The 18,971-nt window shown below is 70.7% G+C and carries 21 protein-coding genes; 12 read left to right on the top strand and 9 right to left on the bottom strand.

Annotated elements, in window-relative coordinates; translation table 11 throughout:
- Positions 1-38 precede the first annotated feature (38 nt).
- Positions 39-1,292, bottom strand: coding sequence for an SGNH/GDSL hydrolase family protein (locus ACPOLB_RS08930; protein ID WP_425260980.1), 1,254 nt, complete (start codon positions 1,290-1,292; stop codon positions 39-41).
- 100 nt (positions 1,293-1,392) lie between these two features.
- Here ACPOLB_RS08930 and ACPOLB_RS08925 point away from each other — a divergent pair, with 100 nt between their 5' ends.
- A complete protein-coding gene (locus ACPOLB_RS08925) occupies positions 1,393-2,226 on the top strand; it encodes a LysR substrate-binding domain-containing protein (protein ID WP_425260979.1) in 834 nt (277 codons plus the stop codon).
- A gap of 233 nt (positions 2,227-2,459) precedes the next feature.
- Here the strand turns inward: ACPOLB_RS08925 and ACPOLB_RS08920 are convergent, their stop codons facing one another.
- The 4 genes from ACPOLB_RS08920 to ACPOLB_RS08905 form a co-directional block, all read right to left on the bottom strand.
- Positions 2,460-3,053 (bottom strand): dihydrofolate reductase family protein, encoded by a 594-nt coding sequence (locus tag ACPOLB_RS08920; RefSeq protein ID WP_425260978.1) that lies wholly within the window; start codon positions 3,051-3,053, stop codon positions 2,460-2,462.
- A gap of 130 nt (positions 3,054-3,183) precedes the next feature.
- The gene (locus ACPOLB_RS08915) at positions 3,184-4,503 is read right to left on the bottom strand and encodes an alpha/beta hydrolase family protein (protein WP_425260977.1); all 1,320 of its coding nucleotides are present in this window, start codon (positions 4,501-4,503) and stop codon (positions 3,184-3,186) included.
- Positions 4,504-4,983: 480 nt separating this feature from the next.
- Positions 4,984-5,733, bottom strand: coding sequence for a DUF1697 domain-containing protein (locus ACPOLB_RS08910; protein ID WP_425260976.1), 750 nt, complete (start codon positions 5,731-5,733; stop codon positions 4,984-4,986).
- On the bottom strand, positions 5,730-6,410 hold the full coding sequence (locus ACPOLB_RS08905) for a hypothetical protein (RefSeq protein ID WP_425260975.1): 681 nt from the start codon (positions 6,408-6,410) through the stop codon (positions 5,730-5,732). The genes ACPOLB_RS08910 and ACPOLB_RS08905 overlap by 4 nt, the downstream gene beginning before the upstream one ends.
- Before the next feature lie 68 nt (positions 6,411-6,478).
- On the opposite strand from ACPOLB_RS08905, the gene ACPOLB_RS08900 reads away from it, so the two are divergent.
- Positions 6,479-7,123: a helix-turn-helix domain-containing protein gene (locus ACPOLB_RS08900; protein WP_425260974.1), complete on the top strand. Its 645-nt coding sequence runs from the start codon at positions 6,479-6,481 to the stop codon at positions 7,121-7,123.
- Here ACPOLB_RS08900 and ACPOLB_RS08895 read toward each other — a convergent pair.
- The 3 genes from ACPOLB_RS08895 to ACPOLB_RS08885 form a co-directional block, all read right to left on the bottom strand.
- The gene (locus ACPOLB_RS08895; RefSeq protein ID WP_425260973.1) at positions 7,059-7,772 is read right to left on the bottom strand and encodes an HAD family hydrolase; all 714 of its coding nucleotides are present in this window, start codon (positions 7,770-7,772) and stop codon (positions 7,059-7,061) included. The two genes, ACPOLB_RS08900 and ACPOLB_RS08895, sit on opposite strands and share 65 nt — an antisense overlap.
- Positions 7,773-7,893: 121 nt before the next feature.
- Positions 7,894-8,334: an SRPBCC family protein gene (locus tag ACPOLB_RS08890; RefSeq protein WP_425260972.1), complete on the bottom strand. Its 441-nt coding sequence runs from the start codon at positions 8,332-8,334 to the stop codon at positions 7,894-7,896.
- Positions 8,331-8,666, bottom strand: a complete 336-nt coding sequence (locus ACPOLB_RS08885) for an ArsR/SmtB family transcription factor (protein ID WP_425260971.1) — start codon at positions 8,664-8,666, stop codon at positions 8,331-8,333. The genes ACPOLB_RS08890 and ACPOLB_RS08885 overlap by 4 nt, the downstream gene beginning before the upstream one ends.
- 198 nt (positions 8,667-8,864) lie before the next feature.
- Between ACPOLB_RS08885 and ACPOLB_RS08880 the strand changes: the two genes are divergently transcribed.
- From ACPOLB_RS08880 to ACPOLB_RS08860, 5 genes are read left to right on the top strand one after another with little or no spacing between them, the layout of a single operon-like run.
- Positions 8,865-10,046: an epoxide hydrolase family protein gene (locus ACPOLB_RS08880; RefSeq protein WP_425260970.1), complete on the top strand. Its 1,182-nt coding sequence runs from the start codon at positions 8,865-8,867 to the stop codon at positions 10,044-10,046.
- 5 nt (positions 10,047-10,051) lie between these two features.
- Complete coding sequence (locus ACPOLB_RS08875) at positions 10,052-11,164, top strand: winged helix DNA-binding domain-containing protein (protein ID WP_425260969.1); 1,113 nt, start codon at positions 10,052-10,054, stop codon at positions 11,162-11,164.
- Positions 11,165-11,222: 58 nt separating this feature from the next.
- The gene (locus tag ACPOLB_RS08870) at positions 11,223-11,465 is read left to right on the top strand and encodes a hypothetical protein (RefSeq protein WP_425260968.1); all 243 of its coding nucleotides are present in this window, start codon (positions 11,223-11,225) and stop codon (positions 11,463-11,465) included.
- Positions 11,466-11,475: 10 nt separating this feature from the next.
- Complete coding sequence (locus tag ACPOLB_RS08865; RefSeq protein WP_425260967.1) at positions 11,476-12,084, top strand: hypothetical protein; 609 nt, start codon at positions 11,476-11,478, stop codon at positions 12,082-12,084.
- Complete coding sequence (locus ACPOLB_RS08860; RefSeq protein WP_425260966.1) at positions 12,072-12,386, top strand: hypothetical protein; 315 nt, start codon at positions 12,072-12,074, stop codon at positions 12,384-12,386. The genes ACPOLB_RS08865 and ACPOLB_RS08860 overlap by 13 nt, the downstream gene beginning before the upstream one ends.
- 1,113 nt (positions 12,387-13,499) lie before the next feature.
- On the opposite strand, the gene ACPOLB_RS08855 is transcribed toward ACPOLB_RS08860, so the two are convergent.
- Positions 13,500-14,423: a YicC/YloC family endoribonuclease gene (locus ACPOLB_RS08855; protein ID WP_425260965.1), complete on the bottom strand. Its 924-nt coding sequence runs from the start codon at positions 14,421-14,423 to the stop codon at positions 13,500-13,502.
- Positions 14,424-14,453: 30 nt separating this feature from the next.
- Here ACPOLB_RS08855 and ACPOLB_RS08850 point away from each other — a divergent pair, with 30 nt between their 5' ends.
- From ACPOLB_RS08850 to hemW, 5 genes are read left to right on the top strand one after another with little or no spacing between them, the layout of a single operon-like run.
- Complete coding sequence (locus ACPOLB_RS08850) at positions 14,454-15,422, top strand: serine/threonine protein kinase (protein WP_425260964.1); 969 nt, start codon at positions 14,454-14,456, stop codon at positions 15,420-15,422.
- 11 nt (positions 15,423-15,433) lie between these two features.
- Positions 15,434-16,345 (top strand): PP2C family protein-serine/threonine phosphatase, encoded by a 912-nt coding sequence (locus tag ACPOLB_RS08845; RefSeq protein WP_425260963.1) that lies wholly within the window; start codon positions 15,434-15,436, stop codon positions 16,343-16,345.
- A 20-nt stretch (positions 16,346-16,365) separates the two neighbouring features.
- The gene (gene rph / locus ACPOLB_RS08840; RefSeq protein WP_425260961.1) at positions 16,366-17,091 is read left to right on the top strand and encodes a ribonuclease PH; all 726 of its coding nucleotides are present in this window, start codon (positions 16,366-16,368) and stop codon (positions 17,089-17,091) included.
- A gap of 28 nt (positions 17,092-17,119) precedes the next feature.
- Complete coding sequence (gene rdgB, locus ACPOLB_RS08835) at positions 17,120-17,752, top strand: RdgB/HAM1 family non-canonical purine NTP pyrophosphatase (protein ID WP_425260960.1); 633 nt, start codon at positions 17,120-17,122, stop codon at positions 17,750-17,752.
- The gene (gene hemW / locus ACPOLB_RS08830; protein WP_425260959.1) at positions 17,745-18,965 is read left to right on the top strand and encodes a radical SAM family heme chaperone HemW; all 1,221 of its coding nucleotides are present in this window, start codon (positions 17,745-17,747) and stop codon (positions 18,963-18,965) included. Before rdgB ends, hemW begins: the two co-directional genes overlap by 8 nt.
- The last annotated feature ends 6 nt before the right edge of the window (positions 18,966-18,971 follow it).

The following is an 18,971-nucleotide window of genomic DNA, read 5'->3' as shown; positions in this document are numbered from 1 at the left end:
AGGCGCCAGCAGGGCGGGGAAGCGGGGGGCCGGGCCGCTCACAGACCCAGCGCCCCGGAGCGGTCGAGCAGCTCAGCCATGGCGCGATAGCCCGCATCGTTGGGGTGCAGGTGGTCGCCGCTGTCGTAGCGCGATGCCAGCCGCGAGGGGCGTGCGGGGTCGCGCAGCAGGTGGTCGAAGTCGACAACGGCGTCGAACTCGCGCGACGCTCGGATCCAGCGGTTGAGCGCCTGCCGCGTCGCGTCCTTCGCGGGGCTGTGGTGCCCCTCGAGTGGCGTGCCTTCGAGCGCCCCTTCGAACGGCGGCAGCGTGGCACCGACGATGCGCACGCGTTGCATGCGCGCCTGCGCGATCAGCTGGCGCAATCCGTCGATCAGTTCCTGTGGCGTGACCGCCGGCTCGTCGGGGGCAAAGGGACCACCGGGCCAGCCGATGTCGTTCGTGCCCAGCAGCACGACCAGCGTGCGCACTTCGCGCTGGCCGAACACGTCTCTGGCCACACGGGCCAGGCCGCTGTGTCCCATGCCGTCGCGCAGCAGCCGGTTGCCGGAGATGCCGGCGTTCAGCACCGCCACACCGCGCGCCGCCAGCCGGTCGGCGAGTGCGTCGGGCCACCGCCGGTCGGCCGAAGGGGTGGAGCCGTTGCCATCGGTGATCGAGTCGCCGAGGGCCACCACCGCCGCCGTCGCCCGGGGACGCTCGACGCTGACGGCGGCCACGAACGCGCGCGTCGCAAGGTCTCCTGCGCCGGTGTCCCAGTGGGGCCGATGCACGGCATTGCCGGGGGCCGACAGCAGCGTGTCGCGTGCGTCGAAGTGAAAGCCTGCCAGCGCCGCCGAAGGAATGAACAGCGAGACGGCCAACCGGGTCCTGTCCGTCACGCGCAGGTCGATCGGATCGCTCACCGCCCGCGCGCCCGGCGCAACGGTGGTCTGGCGTTGCCCGGCAAACCACACCGGGCGATCCGTGGCGGGATCGATGTGCTGCGTCGACCGCGACACCGCGACCCCCGCGGCGGCCACGTGCAGCGGCTCCGTGCCGTGCTCGTTGCTGATCACCAGCCGCAGCCGCTCGCCACCGACGCTGATGCGCAGATGCTGGCGCAGCGTCTGGTTGCTCAGCCGCGTCGGCGCGCCGAGCGGCAGGATGAAATCGGGCCCCCACAGCGGTTGGGGCGCCGCCATCCAGGTGGTCACCCAGTGGGGTGCCTCGTGCACCTGCGCCGCCGCGGGCTGCAGCACGGCCGCACATGAAGCCAGGGCCACGCCGGCCATCCATCGCGCAATCATCATGGGTCCAGGGCTCGCAGTTGAAGGAGACGGCACTGTGTCGCGGCAGGCCCGGCGCTGGAAGCCGCCAGAATGGAATGCCGAGCATTCCGATTCGCTGGACATGGACACACTGCGCGCAATGAAGGCGCTGGTGCGCTCGGTGGAACTGGGCAGCCTGTCCGCCGCGGCGCGCTCGCTTGGCACGACCCAGCCGACCGTGAGCAAGCTGCTTGCAGGCCTGGAGCGTCAGGCGGGCGCGAAGCTGCTGGAGCGCAGCAGCGTGCGCGTCCAGACAACGACCGAGGGCGAGCGATTCCTCGAGACCGCGCGCCGCGTGGTCGAGGATTACGAGCAAGCGCTCGTCGAACTGCAAGGGCTGCGTGCCGAACCCATGGGGCTCGTCCGGCTCGCAGCGCCCGTGGCACTGGGCCAGTGTTGGCTGAATCCGCGCTTGCCGGACTTTCTCGAGCTGCATCCGGGCATCGAGCTCGAGGTGATGCTTGAGGATCGATTCGTGGACTTGGTGGAAGAGCGCATCGATGTGGCCGTGCGCATCGGCGGCGAACTGCCACCGCACCTGGTGGCCAGGACCCTCGCGCAGTGGCCGCGCTACCTGGTGGCCTCGCCGGCCTACCTGAAGCGGCACGCCAGGCCACGGCAGCCGGCGGAGCTGGCAGGCCACGACTGTCTGCGTTATGCCGGCAGCGCGCCCGACGCGGTGACGCTCAGCGGCGCCGAAGGCAGCATCACGGTGCCGACGCGGTGCCGCTATCGCATCAACAGCGCCGTTGCGCTGCTGCACGGCGCCGAGCAGGGCCTGCTGGAGCGTGTGCTGCCCGACTGGGTGAGCCCGGCCCAGGTGGGGCATGTGCTGTACCAGCCGCGACGACGCCAACCCGCCCGTGTCGCGGCGCTGCTCGACTTCCTGTTCAGCGTGCTGCGTGTGGGTGCCTGAGGCCGCGGCTTTCCTTCTCGGCGCCGCACCTCCGCCCGCGCGCCGAGGAACGGGCGGAACGGGCGTTGCCGCAGAAGGCGCCGCGCGCTCGTTGCCATGGAGGGACACCGCGCTGCGGCGCGCGAAGCTGGCGTGGATGCACCCCGCTGCCCGTCATCCGGCGGCCCACACGTCGACGCAGCTGCCCGCTCGTCGCAGGCGGGCAACCGTGCTCCTTCGAGGCCAGCCTGTCGTCAAGCGTGAGTCCGAGGCCTGCATGCGTAGCGCAGCAGGACGATGTCGGACCGCGGGAGCCGGCGCTCTTCCACCAGCGTGAGCGCTGCCTGTGGGCGGGCGTCGAAGGTTCGCACCCCGCCGCCGAGCACCACGTTGCTGACCAGCAGGCGGACCTCGTCGACCAGGTCCTGGGCGAGCAGGTCGTTCATCAGCGACGGGCTGCCGTAGGCCAGCAGGTCACGCCCGGCGCCCGCCTTGAGCGCCCGGATGCGTGCGTGCGCCTGGGCGCGTCGCACCACCTCGGTGTCGCCCCAGGAGGCGCCGGCCTGCAGCGAGAGCGTGTCGCTGACGACGAGCTTGTCGAGCTGGCCCATGCGCGCCGCGATCTCGGCCAGCACCGGACCCGCTGACGCGTCTTCGCGGACCGCGGGCCAGAAGCCCTGGAACAAGCTGAACGTGACGCGGCCGAAGATCAGCGTGCCCGCCGTGCGCAGCAGCCCGAGGTTGTGATCGTCGAAGGCCGTGCCCATGGGCAGGCCGCCGAGGTCGCCGCCCGGGCCGGCGCAATAGCCATCGAGCGAGACGAGGGTGCTGAAGACGAGCTTGTTCATGCGGGATGCCTCGCTTGGAGGGAGGGGTTGGGCAGGACGGCGTGCATCCGCCGCTTGTGGCGAGCCGGTGCGCCGCCGATCTCGGTGCGTGCCACGATCGTGTCCGCCGGGGTCGAGGAGGGACCCGGCGTCACCGCGGGCCGGTGCGCGCCTGAGTCTGCTGCCCCCGCGGTTGCAGCCGCAGGGCGCGCCCGTACCCGCCGCGCAGATCGCGCCGGATCCAGTCGGCCAGCAGCTGGAGATAGCCGTCCGTGATGCGCGTGGGCGTGCGGCTGCCGTCGGTCTCGGTGCGGTACTCCACCATGCCGTGATCGGTGTCGGGAAAGAGATAGGCATCCACGGGCTTGCCAGCCGCCATGAGCGTCAGCAGGGTTTCGCGGGTCGCGGCGATCGGCGCTTCGCGATCGTCGGCGGCCAGTACCCAGAGCAGCGGCACCTTCAGTCTCCGCAGCACGGCGGCGGCGTCGTGGTCCCAGAGCAGCCCGAGGCCGTCGAAGCGCGCGCGGCCGATGCGTCGCAGGTCGGACGCGCTCATGCGCAGCATGTCGCCGCTGTGCTCGCCCTTGATGGTGGCGGCCCACGGCGCGGCGCCGATCGCGCGCCGAACCCGGGCGAGTTCGGCGTGGCCACGGGCGAAGTGCGAACGCAGCAGACTGGCCGTTGCACGCGACAGTTGCTCGACATGTGCCGTGTCGCCGGGACCGAGATGCATCTGCCGGGCTTCGTCCAGCAGTTGCTCCCGGTCCTCCTCGATCGGGGAGACGACCAGCCCGAAGCCGATGGCCACGAAGTCGGCGGACGACCGCGTGGCCGCCAGCGGTGCGACCCAGCCGCCCTGGCTGGCGCCAAAGTAGCCGGCACGCCCGAAGCGCCCGGCCGCCAACCTGCGGGCCTCACGCAGTGCCGCGGCTGCGTCGTCTGCAAGGAGCTCGAAGTTCTGCGTGTAGTCGCCATCGGAAGCGCCCGTGCCGCGCTTGTCGTACACGAAGACGGAGAGGCCCTGGGCCACCAGCATGTAGGCGTAGACGCTGTCGAGGGCGGCGGTCTTCTCCGATCCATGCACCATCACGACAAGCGGCCGGTGGGGATCGGGGCCGCCGGCGGGTTCGATGAGCCGGCCCGCCAGACGCGTGGCGGCGCTGACGAAGCGCACGTCGCTCTGCCGCGTCGCGTCGCGTGGCCAGGGTTGGACCGTGCCGTCGGGCTGGGTCACGCTGGCCAGGTCCGCTTCGCAGGCCCAGGGGGATGGGCCCGAACCCGTCGTTCCTCGTCGCCCGTCGAGAGACAGGGTGCGTTGTGCGCCGCCTGCCCCGGGCAAGGGCGGACCGATCACGACGAAGGCTTGCGGACCCTGCCGGTAGACACCCGGCTGACACGCTGCCGCGCCGACCGGCCCGGCGACGAGGGCGGCCAGCAGCAACAGCAGAGCAGGTGCGGGTGTCGGTGCCAAGGACAGGGCTCGAGATCGTTCGGTGCGGCGCAGCTTCCCATGGCCCCAGGGCCTGTGGCTTGTAGAAAGCCGACACGGCAGCGCCATCGGCCCGGGCACGGCTGTCGCTTTCCTGCAAGCTCCAGCCCGGTGGTCGTGTGAGGATCGCACGGTGCCAACCCACGGCGGCTTGCGTCGCGTCCGTTCCATGCCCATCCCACCGAGCACATCCAGAGCGCTTGCGGCATGGCCGAGCGCGAGTTCGTGCCGTTGCGCGACCGCCTGGCTGCAGCCCCGGGTGCGTCAGCCGTTGAAGACCCTCGCCGTGGCCGCCGGTCGCGCGCCCAGCGGCCAGCAGGCGCTGCCCGCGGGGGCACTGCTGGCGCGGCATCGGCATGTCGGGGCCTACGTCGCCGTGGTCCTGGAAGGCAGCTACTGGGAGGCCCACGCCGGCGGCCCCGAGGAGCTGGCCAGTGAGGGCCAGGCCTACACCTTCAAGAGCTACCGGCTTCTGGGCCGCTTCGGCGATGTTTCCGAGATCGGGCGCGCCTGGGCCCCGGTCGAGGGGCGAGCGCCGTCGCGGGGCGTGATGCCCGCAGCGCTGAGCGTGCTGCGCTGGCCCGGCTCAGGGCGGGGTGCGGGCTTGCCGCCCAGCAGGGACTGCGGCTTCAGCACCGTGGCCCAGTTGCGCGTCGTGACACCGCGGCCGGCACGGCCCAGCAGCGCTTCGGCCGCGCGGCTGTCGCGCAGGCCTGCCGCGCAGTACAGAGAGGCCGCGTGCGGCGTGATGGCGAAGCGCTCGCCAGGCGCCACGAGGCCGTGCAGGCAATCGAGTGGCTCGAGCTTGGTCGTGTCCATTGCAAAGGCCACCAGAAAGCGCGCGTGGTCGGCCTCCAGCGGCACGAACGGATTGCCGGCGACCACCTGATCGAACGCGAGCGCAGACTTGACGATCACGGGCGTCGCGATGCCGAAGCGCTGCAGCAGCGCCTCTGCGATGCCCGCAGCGAGCGCGGCCTCGTTCCCGCGGCTTGCGCTGAACACGGCATTGCCGCTGTTGAGCAGCGTGCCGACCGAGCGGTGGCCCAACGCTTCCAGCAGCAGCCGGAAGTCGGCCATCGGCACCCGGTTGCCCTTGCCGACATGGACGCCACGCAAGAGCGCGACATGGCCGGGCGCGGCGGCCGGGGAGGGCGCTTTCTGCGAGATGCGCATCGCCGCGTGGCTGCTTCGGGCCTTCGGCGGCGTCATGCCCGGGCCGTCTTCCTGCGCCCGCGCGTGAACAGCCACGGCGTGAAGACGCCAAACGCCGTCTCGGACACGACCACGCCCCAGAACGCGCCCGTGTGGCCCCAGCCCAGCGGCAGGGCCAGGGCCCAGGGGATCTGGACCAGCCGGAAGGAGACGAGATCGATCCAGGTCGGCGGCGGTGGTGTCGCCAGCGCCGTCGAAGGCCTGCACCGACACCATCCACCAGCCACCGACGACGCACGAGTACGCCAGGCTCTGCAGCCACTCGCCACGGGCACCGAGACCGCCATCGACGCCCCTTCGCCACGCCCATGCCGTGCCGTGCCGCCGGGGAAGTGGCCGCCTGTGCGAGCCCGTGCCCCCGCGTCACCCAACCGCAGCGTGCCGCCGCGCAGGCCTTGTTCGGCGCAGCGGCGCCGCAGTGCTTCGCGCTGCGTGCGGGCGTTGGCGGTGCACCGCACGCCGCCATCGGCAGCCAGGAAGTCGACGTGGCCCCGCGCGACCGCGCGCGCGGTCATCGTCTCGCCGCCGTGGCGGTGCCAGGGCGTCGCGACACCGGGTGCCTTGCGCTCCAGGAGGGCAAGGTGTGTGGCCATCCAGGGCAGGCTGGCATCGAGCTCGGCCTGGCTTGCCGGAACCAGAACGGCAGGCTTGCGGAAGTGCGCAGCGGCGACCACGCCGGCCGCGTGGTGCGCGAGAATGCTGGGCAGGGCTGCGTGGCAGCGCCTTCGCTTGACTTGACCCCATGCAGGAAGACCCGATTCAACACGTCGACGCGACGGCGCTGGGGCAGTCGCTGCGCCGCTGGCGCGCGTTGCGGCGGATGAAGCAGTCCCATGCCGCCGAGCTGCTCGGCGTCTCGCAGCCCACGATCTCCCGCTGGGAGAGTGGCACACAGACGCCCGACGAGGACGAACAGCAGGTGCTGCGGCGCCTGATGGCTGCACGCCTGGACAGTGCAGCCGACCACGCGCTCGCGCGGCTGGTCAACGAGTCGCCGCTGCGGGTGCACCTGGTCTGCGACCTGACGCACCGGCTGCTGGCCCTGTCGCGCGGGCGTGAGGCCGAGTGCCGGAGGCCCCGTTCGGAAATGATGGGGCGGTCACTGTGGCGGTACGCGTCGGCGGAGATCGTGCGGGCCGAGCGTTCGCTGTCGGATCGGGGCTGGTTCAGCGACAACCCGCCGGAGCTCACGCTGACGACCAGCGCGTGCCTCGAGCAGGACGTGCTGATTCCCAGCAGCCGCTTCCGCTGGGTGCGCTTCCAGCTCTCCGACGGCAGCCATGCCCGCCTGGTCGAGACGCTGGAGACGCCGGGCGTGATGCTCAACGCCGGGCCTGCAACGCATCGATCCACGGTGCCAGCTGACCGAGGCACTCGAGCTCCCTGAACCGCGGATGCCCGCTGGGTGCCTCGGCCGCCTCGTGGGCCCACAGCAGCGGGTAAGGCACCAGGGCGGCGTAGCTGCCCGCCTCCAAAGCGGGCAGCACATCCGAGCGCACCGAGTTGCCGGCCATCACGGCCTGCCCCGGGTCGGCGCCGAACCGCTGGAACGCGCGTGCGTAGGTGGTCGCGCTCTTGGTGCTGACGATCTCCACGCCACGGAAGTACTCGCCGACGCCGCTGGCCGCCAGCTTGCTCTCCTGGTGGAACAGGTCGCCCTTGGTGATGAGCACCAAGGGCAGGCGTTGCGACAGGGCTGCGAGAGCTTGCTTCACGCCCGGCAAGAGGTCCACCGGGTGGCGCATCATCTCGCGGCCGAGTTCGAGAATCTGCTGCAGGCGTTGGGCTGGCAACCTGGCGTCGGTGATCGCGAGCGCGGCTTCCAGCATGGACAGCGTGAAGCCCTTCACGCCGTAACCGTAGACCGCCAGGTTCTTGTGTTCGACGGTGTCGAGCGTCTGGGTGATGGTCTGTGTGTCGGCGTATTCGCTCAGCAGTTCGCTGAACCGGTCCTGGCTCTGCCGGAAGAAGCTCTCGTTGTGCCAGAGGGTGTCGTCGGCGTCGAGGCCGATGATGGTCAGGGCGGGTGTTGGCATGCGCTCAGGATCGATGCTGGGGTGGTTCGGACCCGAACGCTATCGAAGCCCAGTCCTGCCCGGTGAATGATGTATTCACCGCAGCACCCATCCGGTGCCTCGCGACGCCACCTGCCGCCCTTCAGGCCAGTGCCTGCTCGAGCCTGGCGAGGATCTGGGCCCAGCCCTTGCGCGCGCCGTCGACGTAGTCCTTCCACTCAGGCTGCATCTCCGCAGTCAGGTGCAAGGTGCAATGGCCATCGCTCTCGGGCGTGATGACGATCGTGACGATGTCGAACGTCGGCGATGCAGCCGGTATGCCGAAGGTGAACACGAGCTTGCGCGGACGCTCGATGACGAGGTATTCGCCGACGTGTTCCGCATCGCCGTCGGGCCGGCGGTCGGTCAGCACGAAGCGCCCGCCCACGCGCGGGTCCACATCGCAGCGCAGCATCTCGCCGGTCTCCCTCGAGAAGAGGAACCGGCGCACCATGGTCACATCGAGCCAGGCGTCAAACACCCGCTCGGCGGGCTGACGGAACCGGTGCTGGACACTGACCTTGATCGCATCTTCGGTCTTCACGAACGACGGACTCCTTTGGGTTGATGGATGGGATGCGCATCCTGCTCGTCGAGCAGCACCTGAAGCCGAGCGACGCGGTCGACCCAGAACCGCTGGCGCGAGGTCAGCCAGTCCGCGGCCTGGGTCAGTGCCCGGGGATCCAGGCGCAGGTAGTGCTCCCGGCCCGCGCGTCGGCGCACGACGAGACCGGCGCGCTCGAGGATGCGGATGTGCTTGGACACCGAGTTCAGCGCGATGTCGAATGGCGCCGCCACATCGGTCACTCTGGCCTCGCCCGACGACAGTCGGGCCAGGATCGACCGCCGTGTCGCGTCGGCCAGGGCCACGAACACGTGGTCCAGTTGTCGAGGAGCCGGCGACCGAGTCATTCACCCATTTTGGTGAATGAAGCTGACTTGTCAAGGCGGGTGCTTCGTTCGAGAAGCTTGTCGGGGGCGGACTGCTGCCGCCGCGTCGGCTTTCTACAAGCCCGCGGCGCGCCTCGATGGAAGAGTGGAAGGCGCAACCCGCAACACCCGGAGAGAGCCGCCGTGACGAACACGCCATCGAACACCATCCGCCCCTTCCAGATCGACGTTGCGCAGCAGCGCATCGACGACCTGCGGCGGCGTCTGGCCCAGACGCGCTGGGCCCAACCCGTGGTGGGTGACTTCAGCCACGGCCAGGCCTTGCCGCTGGTGAAGGCCTTGGCGAGCCATTGGCTCGACGGGTTCGACTGGCAGGCACAGCAGGCGCGGCTGAACCGCGTGCCGCAGTTCGTCACCGAGATCGACGGCCAGACCATCCACTTCATGCACGTGAAGTCGCAGCGGCCCGGCGCCTTCCCGCTCATCCTCACGCACGGGTGGCCGGCGAGCCCGGCCGAGTACCTCGACCTGATCGGCCCGCTCACCGACCCTGGCGCACACGGGCGTGACGACTCGATCGCCTTCGACCTGGTGATCCCTTCGCTGCCGGGCATGGGCCTGTCGTCGCCGCTGGCGGCCGAAGGCTGGGACGCGATCCGCACCGCGGCAGCCTGGGACACGCTGATGAAGCGACTCGGTTACCAACGCTACGGCGCGCAGGGCGCCGATGCCGGTGCCCTCGTGACACGCGAGCTCGGCATCCTGGCGCCGCGGGGCCTGGTCGGCGTTCACATGCAGCAGGTGTTCGCTTTCCCGAGCGGCGCCCCGGGCGAGATGGAGGGCCTCACGCCCTTCGAGCTGGGCGGCTTCCAGAAGCTGGACAGCTTCCAGCGCTACGCCGGCTATGCCGACATCCAGTCCAAGCGCCCCGGCACGCTGGCGTACGGGCTGGTGGATTCGCCGGTGGCGCTGCTGGCCTGGAACGCCGAACTGTTCTACGGCTTCGAAGGCGAAAACGCCGCGTCCGTGGATCGGGATCGTTTCCTGACCCACGTCGCGCTGTACTGGTTCACGGGCACCGGCGGCCAGGCGGCCGAGTTCTACTTCGCCAACGCACGCAGCGGCGCGGGCTACCGCGAGCTGCCGAATCCCACGCCGACGGCCGTGGCCGTGTTCCCCGACGACTTCCGCTCGGTGCGCAGGTTCGTGGAGCGTTCGCACAGCCACGTCCTGCAGTGGACGGAGATGCCGGCGGGCGGGCACTTCGCGAACGAAACGCATCCGGTGCTGGTGGCCGACGACATCCGCCGCTTCTTCGGCGACCTGCTCCGCCAGGCGCGGGGCGGCTCGAGTGCAGCGGATTGACCGCTGTGACGCGTCCGCTGGCGTCCGCCACGCCGATCACGCCTCGCGCGCTGAACCGCGCGACGCTGGCGCGGCAGCTGCTGCTCGCGCGCCACCGCTGGTCGCCGTTGAAGGCGCTGCGGCACCTGATGGGTCTGCAGGCGCAGGCGCCGGAGCCACCGTATCTGGCGCTGCTGGCGCGGCTCGAGGGTTTCGAACCAGCCCAGCTCACGCGCCTGCTGGAACGGACCACGGTGGTGCGCATGGCCGCGCTGCGATCGACGCTGCACCTGATCCCCGCCGACGAGGCGCTGAGTCTGCGGGGCCTCCTGCAGCCGATGATGAAGCGCGTGCTGCAGGCCTCCCGCGGGCGGCTGCTCGACGGCCTGGACCTCGATGTCGTCGCAGCGGCCGCGCAGCGCCTGCTGAGGAGCCAGCCGCTCACGCACGGTCAGCTGGGTACCGCCCTGCAGCGCCTGTGGCCCGAACGAGACGCCGACGCCCTGGCCACCGCCGCACGCAACCTGCTGCCCCTGGCGCACCTGCCGCCTGCGGGCTGCTGGGGCTGCCACGCCCGGCCGCAGCTCGAGATCCATGAGGCCGGTGCCGCCGACCACACGCTCGGTGTCGACGCACTCGTGTTGCGTTACCTGCAGGCCTTCGGGCCGGCGCGGCCCCAGGACATGGCCCTCTGGTGCGGTCTCACGCAGCTGGGCGCCAGCTTCGAGCGCCTGAGTCCGCGGCTCATCCGTCTGGTGGACGAAGCAGGGCAGGAGCACTTCGACCTGCCGCGTGCCCCGCGCCCGGCGCCGGACACCGCGGCGCCGCCACGGCTGCTCGGGCCTTGGGATGCCTTGCTGCTGTCCTACGCCGACCGCCGGCGCTTCCTGCGCGAGGTGCATCGCAGATCCGTGTTCACGAACAACGGCATCGTCAGGCCCACGGCCTGGGTGGATGGGCGGGTGGCCGGCACCTGGGCACTGCTGGATGGCGACAAGACAGCACGCATCGAGGTCTCGGCGCTCGAGCCGCTGTCGCAACCCGACCGGAGCGCGTTGACGCTGGAGGCACAGCGGCTCCTGCACGCCGTGCACCCGCAGAAGCGCCATGAGATCAGGATCGGTCGTGGCGATGCGTGAGCCCTGGCCAGCCCATCGCCAACGCCGGGTGCCGGTCCTGCACGACACGACCACCGCGATGACGCTCCCCGACGTGGCGTCCGCGATCCGCCGCGGCGCCAGCGGCCCGTGGGCGCCTGGCGTGATCGAGCGGCAAGGTCCGCACCTGCGCGGCGGCACCGGCATCCGCATCACGCTGCAGGTCGACTTCGGCGCCCTGGCGGACGCCACCGCGGAACGCGGACGCCACGTGATCGAGACCGAGGCACGCGCCATCGCCCGCGCCGTGCGGCCTGGCCTCGAGCACGATCAACACCACTGAAAGCAAGAGAATGCACGAGGAAGCGACACCACGCGCGCCGGCCTGTCTCGTGCTGGCCTTTGCGCAGGTGCTGGCGGCGTGCGGCGGCGATGGCGCCGGTCCGGCCCCCGATTCGACCCCGCCCCCGCCCATTGCGCCGCCGCCTGCTGCCCCGGCCCCGGCCCCGTCGCCGGCGCCGGCGCCGCTGCTGGGCTGGCAGCTGACCACAAGCAACATCGGCCTCGCACCCCATGGGTTGCGTTGCGATGCGCTGCCTCTCTACACGGGCAGCGCCAAGCCGGCCCCGGGCACGGTGATCCGCAACATGCGTGTCACGGTGCCGCTGGACTTGTCCAGCGGCAACATCCTGATCGAGAAGTCGTGCATCCGCCCGAACTCGGTGGGCAGCCACCACGCCTACCTCGTGACGACCACCGTCTGCGGCGACGATGGCTGCCAGGCGACCGCAGCAGGCAACGTGGTGATCCGCGATTCGGAGATCGATGCGTCGGCCTTGCCGGTGCAGGCGATCGCCCAGTCCTGCGCGCCTGGGGCGACCCGTCGGGGGACGGCTCGCACAACGAAGCCGCCACGATCCGCGACTTCCGCGATGCGCCGGGCCGCAAGGTGGAGTTCCTGAACAACCGCCTCGACTGCTCCGGCGGCAACGAGACCGGCGCGCTGTTCATCCAGCCCACCTGGCTGCCGATCCACAACGTGTTCATCCAGGGCAACTACCTCGAAGGCGGCGGTTTCAACCTCTACCTCGAGCGCACGGGCAACGCCAGCTACGGCAACGTGCACGCGCTCAACAACCGCTTCCGTCCGACGGGCTGGGGTGCGGCCACCACCGCCAGCGGCCCCGGATATGCCAGCTGGCGCGACAACCACATCCACGACCCCCAATCACCTGAGGCCAAGGGCGCGCCGGTGGGTCCGTGACCGCACTGCACGCGTGAGCCCCATGACCGGTTCGACGCCAGGCCGAGGTCATGCCACCTCGTGGCGTGAGCACCATCGTCTTCACTGCCGGGCAGGTCGCATCGGGCCCCCAGGCCGAAGACCGTGACTCCGATTCGCCCAATGTGGCCAAGGTGCGTCGGGTGTGGTTCGGGAGCGATGGTTTCGCACCTGGAGTGCCGGATGGCAACTGGATCTGCGGTTCGTCCGCTCGATGCCGGGCCCTGCGGTGGCGCTGCCATCGGGCCGGATCGTGGCCCCGGTGCGCGAGGGCGGCTGGCGCGGCACCGAGATCGGCCCCGAGCGACTGGCGGTCCCCCGCTGCGAGACTGCTCGACGCGACGTCGGATGAAGCGGGCCAGGTCGAGCGCCCGTCATCAAGGTCACGCTGCGCCTGCCGGTCCCGCACGCCGTGCTGCCGGCCAGCCGCGCGCGCAGGGCCGATGGTTCGCAGGGGAGCTGCGTCGCCGGGCGGATCGATGGCGCGCCGCCGCCGCCGCAGGCGCCCGACCTCATGCGCGCCCAGGCAGCGCTGATGACGTCGACCGACAGGCTGGCCGTGCCGAGCGCCGGTCTGAACGTCTTCCAGGGCCTTGGAAGACCTGGTCGTTTCGCGCACCTGCGCGTGCACGGTGAAGTGCTCGATGGCGAGGATCTTCAGGCGCTTGAACGCGGCACTGGGGGGGGCGGGGCCGACACGCTCGTACCGAATCCTGCGTGCCACGCCCACGCGCGAAGGGAGCAGGCGACGTGCCGGAACGACGTCGGGCCGGCCGGCTTGCACGGCAGAGCCGCTCGCGACGCAGGTCGGCCCGTTGCCGCCCCCGCGGTCGACCGGGCCGCGGCGAGCCGGCCCTTGAGCGCTTGGCCTGTGATGGAACGTGGCTGTCGGTTCAAGTCCCAGAGGCTCCCGTGAGGCTGTGGGGGCTTGGTCGGGTGCGCATGCCAGGTGTGCCGCGAACCCGAAGAACGCCCCAGCGAACCTCGCAGGTTGCGCGCGCTTTGCGGCGATGCCCTGGGATGGCCTGGGTCATGGCATCCCCACGCGACAACAGGTCGGCGCGTTTTCGGGGATCGCTTGGAACCCCCGAGAACCTACTCGATGTTTTGCACCTGCTCGCGCATCTGCTCGACCAGCACCTTCATCTCGACCGACACCGCGGTCAGCTCGATGGCGGGCGACTTGCTGCCCAGCGTGTTGGCCTCGCGCTGCAGTTCCTGGATCAGGAAGTCCAACCGCTTGCCGAGTTCGCCGCCGCTCTTGAGCAGGCGTTCGATCTCGTCCAGGTGCGAGCGCAGACGGGTCAGCTCCTCGGCGACGTCGATGCGGATGGCGTACGACGCCGCCTCGGCCAGCGCACGTTCCTGCAGCGTGGCGGCAGGCACGCTGCCACCGGCGTTGACGTTGGCCAGCGCCTCGTTCCAGCGCTCGATGAAGCGCTGCTGCTGGCGCTGCACCACCAGCGGCATCATCGGCTCGGCCTGGTCGGCCAGCGCGCGCAGGCGCGTGGTGCGGTCCAGCAGCATGGCGACCAGACGCTCGCCCTCGCGGGCACGGGCGTCGCGCAGCCCGGCGATGCAGCGCTTCGCGGCGTCGAGCGCCGCGTCGTCCAGCTTCTCGCTGCCGGCGCCGTGGCGGCACAGTGCCAGCACCTCGCCCACCGACAGGCCGCGCGCCTGCGGCAGCCAGCTCTGCACGGTGCCCTCCAGGCGCAGCAGGCGGTTGAGCTGGTCGCTGTTCGGGCTGGGCCAGGCGGATTCGGCTTCGCGCTGGGTGCTGATGCGAACCTCGATCTTGCCGCGCCGGAAGGCCGCGCCGAGCAGGTCGCGCAAGGCGGGTTCCAGTCCGCGCAGGTCGTCGGGGAGGCGGAAGCTCAGGTCGAGAAACCGGCCGTTCACCGACCGCGCTTCCACCGTGACGGAAGCCGATGTGGCGGCTGCCGCGGCAGTGTCTGCGGGCTCGTTGCCAGCCCCGCCCGCAGCGGCGCTGGCATAACCCGTCATGCTATAAACTGCCATCGATTCCCACCCAAGAAACAGCCAGCGATTATGTCAAAGCCCAAGCCTGCCCCGTTGCCGTCGGGCACCGTGGTCGGGGGCTACCAGATCGTCAAGAAGCTGGCGGCCGGTGGCTTCGGGGTGGTGTACCTGGCCGAGGGCGACAACCAGCAGCTCGTCGCGATCAAGGAGTACCTGCCGTCGTCGCTGGCCGAGCGCAGCGCCGGCGAGCTCACGCCGCGCGTCAAGCCCGACAAGCAGCCGCTGTACCGGCTGGGCCTGAAGAGCTTCTTCGAGGAAGGCCGCTCGCTGGCGCAGATCAGCCACCCCTCGGTGGTCAGCGTCCTCAATTTCTTTCGCGAGAACGAAACCGTCTACATGGTGATGAACTACCTGCAGGGCGACACCCTGCAGGACTTCATCGTCACCGCGCGCGATCTGAAGCGTGACAAGGTGTTTCGCGAGAGCACCATCCGCAGCCTGTTCGACGAGATCCTGCGCGGCTTGCGCATCGTGCACCAGCACAAGATGCTGCACCTGGACATCAAGCCGGCCAACATCTTCATCACCAACGACAACAAGGCGGTGCTGCTGGACTTCGGTGCTGCGCGCGAGGTGCTGTCGAAGGAAGGCAACTTCATCCGCCCGATGTACACGCCGGGCTTCGCCGCGCCCGAGATGTACCGCCGCGACGGCAGCCTCGGCCCCTGGACCGACATCTACGCCATCGGCGCCTGCATCTACGCCTGCATGCAGGGCTACCCGCCCAACGATGCGCCGCAGCGCCTGGAGAAGGACCGCCTGGCGCTGAGCCTGAGCCGGCTGCGCAACGTGTATTCCGACAACCTCATCGAGGTCACGGAATGGTGCATGTCGCTGGACCCGCTGAGCCGCCCGCAGAGCGTGTTTGCGCTGCAGAAGGAACTGGCGCGCGAAACCGAGCGGCGCTACACCAAGCTCAGCTTCGGCGAACGCCTGAAGCTGCAGCTGGAAACGCTCAAGACCGGCCAGAAGGCCTGAGGGGCGCCGACATGCGGTTCACGGTGTACCAGGTCAGCCGCAAGGGCGGACGCGAGAAGAACGAAGACCGCATGGGCTACTGCTACACGCGGGACTCGGGCCTGTTCGCGCTGGCCGACGGCATGGGCGGCCACCCCGAAGGCGAGGTCGCGTCGCAGCTGGCGCTGCAGACGCTGGCCGCGATGTTCCAGCGCGAGGCCCGCCCGGCGCTGAAGGACCCGTTGCGGTTCCTGCACGACGCCATCATCGCCGGCCACCACCAGCTGCTGCGCTACGCCACCGAGCGCTCGCTGGTGGACACGCCGCGCACCACGGTCGTGGCCTGCCTGCTGCAGGGCAACGCGGCCTACTGGGCGCACTGCGGCGACTCGCGGCTGTACATGGTGCGCGGCGACAAGCTCATCGCCCGCACCCGCGACCACTCGTACTCCGAGCTGCAGGAAACGCTGTCGCAGGTGGTGCCCATCGGCGAGCGCTTCAACCGCAACGTGCTCTTCACCTGCCTGGGCAGCCCGGGCAAGCCGGTGGTCGACACCGCCGGCCCGCTGGTCATGCACCCGGGCGACCGCGTGCTGCTGTGCAGCGACGGCCTGTGGGGCAGCGTCAGCGACGCCGGCATCACCGACCTGCTGGCGCAGCATCCCATCTCCGACGCCGTGCCCGAACTGGTCGAGCAGGCCCTGCGCGTGGCAGGCGCCAAGAGCGACAACGTCACCGCGCTCGCGGTCGAATGGGAAAGCGCCGAAGACGGCGACAGCAGCGGCGGCGTCTCGACGCTGTCGCTGGGCGAGGAGGTCTTCGCCTCCACCATCCAGGCCAGCATGCTGGGCGATGCGCCCGACGAACTGGACGACGCCGAGATCGAGCGCTCGATCCGCGAGATCAACGAAGCGATCCAACGCTCATCACAGAAGCGCCGGTGACGGCGCTGTCAAGGACTCCCATGGCATTTGAACGATCCGCCGGCCGCGCGGCCAATGCGCTGCGCCCCGTCGTCCTGCAACGCCACTACACCCGCCACGCCGAAGGGTCGGTGCTGGTGGCCTTCGGCGACACCAGGGTGCTGTGCACGGCCTCGGTGGAAGAACGCGTGCCGCCGCACAAGCGCGGCAGCGGCGAAGGCTGGGTCACGGCCGAATACGGCATGCTGCCGCGCGCCACGCACACGCGCAGCGATCGCGAGGCTGCCAAGGGCAAGCAGAGCGGGCGCACGCAGGAGATCCAGCGCCTGATCGGCCGCAGCCTGCGCAGCGTGTTCGACCTGAAGGCGCTGGGCGAACGCACCATCAGCCTCGACTGCGACGTGCTGCAGGCCGACGGCGGCACGCGCACGGCGGCCATCACCGGCGCGTACGTGGCCGCGCACGACGCGGTGACCTGGCTGCTGGCGCAGGGCCGCATCGCTGCCAGCCCGATCCGCGACGCGGTGGCAGCGGTGTCGGTGGGCATCGTCGAAGGCACGCCGCTGCTGGACCTGGAATACGTCGAGGACTCGGCCTGCGACACCGACATGAACGTCGTGATGACCGGCAGCGGCGGCTTCGTCGAGGTGCAGGGCACGGCCGAAGGCGTGCCGTTCTCGCGCGCCGAGATGGACCAGCTGCTGGCGCTGGCCGACCTGGGCATCCGCGAGCTGGTCGACCTGCAGCGGGCGGCGCTGGCCGCCTGATGCCACTGCGTGCTGCGGTGAGGACACGATGAGGCTGGTGCTCGCGTCGAACAACGCCAAGAAGCTGCGCGAACTGCAGGCGCTGTTCGCTGCGGTGCCGGTGGAACTGGTGGCGCAGGGCAGCCTGGGCATCGCCGAGGCCGAGGAGCCGCACATCACCTTCGTCGAGAACGCGCTGGCCAAGGCGCGGCATGCAGCGGCGGCCTGCGGTGGCGCTGCGATCGCCGACGACTCGGGCTTGTGCGTCGACGCGCTCGGCGGCGCGCCGGGCGTGGTGTCGGCGCACTACGCGCCCATGCCTGCCGATGCAGCCGACGACCGCGAGGCACTGCGCGCGGCCCAGGACGCGGCCAACAACCGCCTGCTGCTGCAGCGCCTGGAAGGCGTGGCCGACCGCCGTGCCGCCTTCGTCAGCACGCTGGTGGCGGTGCGCCACGCCGCCGACCCCGAGCCGCTGATCGCCTTCGGCCGCTGGGACGGGCAGATCCTGCAGGCCCTGCAGGGCGACGGCGGCTTCGGCTACGACCCGCTGCTGTTCATCCCCGACCTGGGGCTGACGGTGGCACAGCTGCCGGCCGCCACCAAGAACGCCCACAGCCACCGCGCCCGCGCTGCGGCGCAGATGCGCGCGTTGCTGCACGCGCAGTGGCACCTTGGCTGAGTCGGTCCTGCGGTTCATCAAGCCGGGCAACGTGCGCCTGGCCGCGCTGCCGCCGCTGACGCTGTACGTGCACCTGCCGTGGTGCCTGAAGAAGTGCCCGTACTGCGACTTCAATTCGCACGAGCTGTTGACCCCCAGGCTTCCAGCGGTTGGCAGGCTCGACGCCGACCTGGAGCGCCACTACATCGACGCGCTGATCGCCGACCTCGAGGCCGCGCTGCCGCTGGTGTGGGGCCGGCGCGTGCTGAGCATCTTCATCGGCGGCGGCACGCCCAGCCTGTTCAGCCCCGACGGCATCGACCGGCTGCTGGCCGACATCCGCGCGCGGCTGCCGCTGGAGCCGGGCTGCGAGATCACGCTGGAGGCCAACCCCGGCACCTTCGAGCGCGAGCGTTTCCGTGCCTTCCGCGCGGCCGGCGTGACGCGGCTGTCGATCGGCGTGCAGAGCTTCGACGACACAGCGCTCGCCGCGATCGGCCGCGTGCACGACGCGGCACAGGCGCGCGCCGCGGTGGAAGAGGCGGCCAGCGCCTTCGACACCTTCAACATCGACCTGATGTATGCGCTGCCTGGGCAGTCGCTCGACGCGCTGCGCACCGACCTCGACACCGCGCTGTCGTTCCGGCCGCCGCACCTGTCGGTCTACCACCTGACGCTGGAGCCGAACACCGTGTTCGCGAACCAGCCGCCGCCGGCCATGCCCGACGACGACCTCGCCAGCGACATGCTCGACCTGCTGTGCGAACGCACCGCCGCGGTGGGGCTGTCGCGCTACGAGGTCTCGGCGTTTGCACTGCCCGGGCACCGCTGCACGCACAACCTGAACTACTGGCACTTCGGCGACTACCTCGGCATCGGCGCCGGCGCCCACGGCAAGCTGTCGTTCCCCGAGCGCATCGTGCGCCAGGTGCGCTGGCGCGAGCCGGCGGCCTACATGGCCAAGGCGTTGGCGGGGCAGGCGGTGTCGAACGAACACACGCTGGCCGCGGCCGACCTGCCGTTCGAGTTCATGCTCAACGCGCTGCGGCTGAAGGACGGCTTCGAGCTCGGCCTGTTCGCCGAGCGCACGGGCTTGTCACCGACCCAGCTGGACGCGGCCATCGACCAGGGCGTGCAGCGCGGCCTGCTGCAGCGCCAGGGTGCGCTGCTGGTGCCCACGCCGCGCGGCTTCGACTTCCTCAGCGACCTGCAGCAGCTGTTCCTGGGCGGCTGAGCCAGC

This window comes from Rubrivivax soli, from assembly GCF_049810355.1.
GTDB lineage: Bacteria > Pseudomonadota > Gammaproteobacteria > Burkholderiales > Burkholderiaceae_C > Rubrivivax.
Note: the sequence above shows the minus strand (reverse complement) of the source record. Positions and strands in the feature narration are given on the sequence as shown.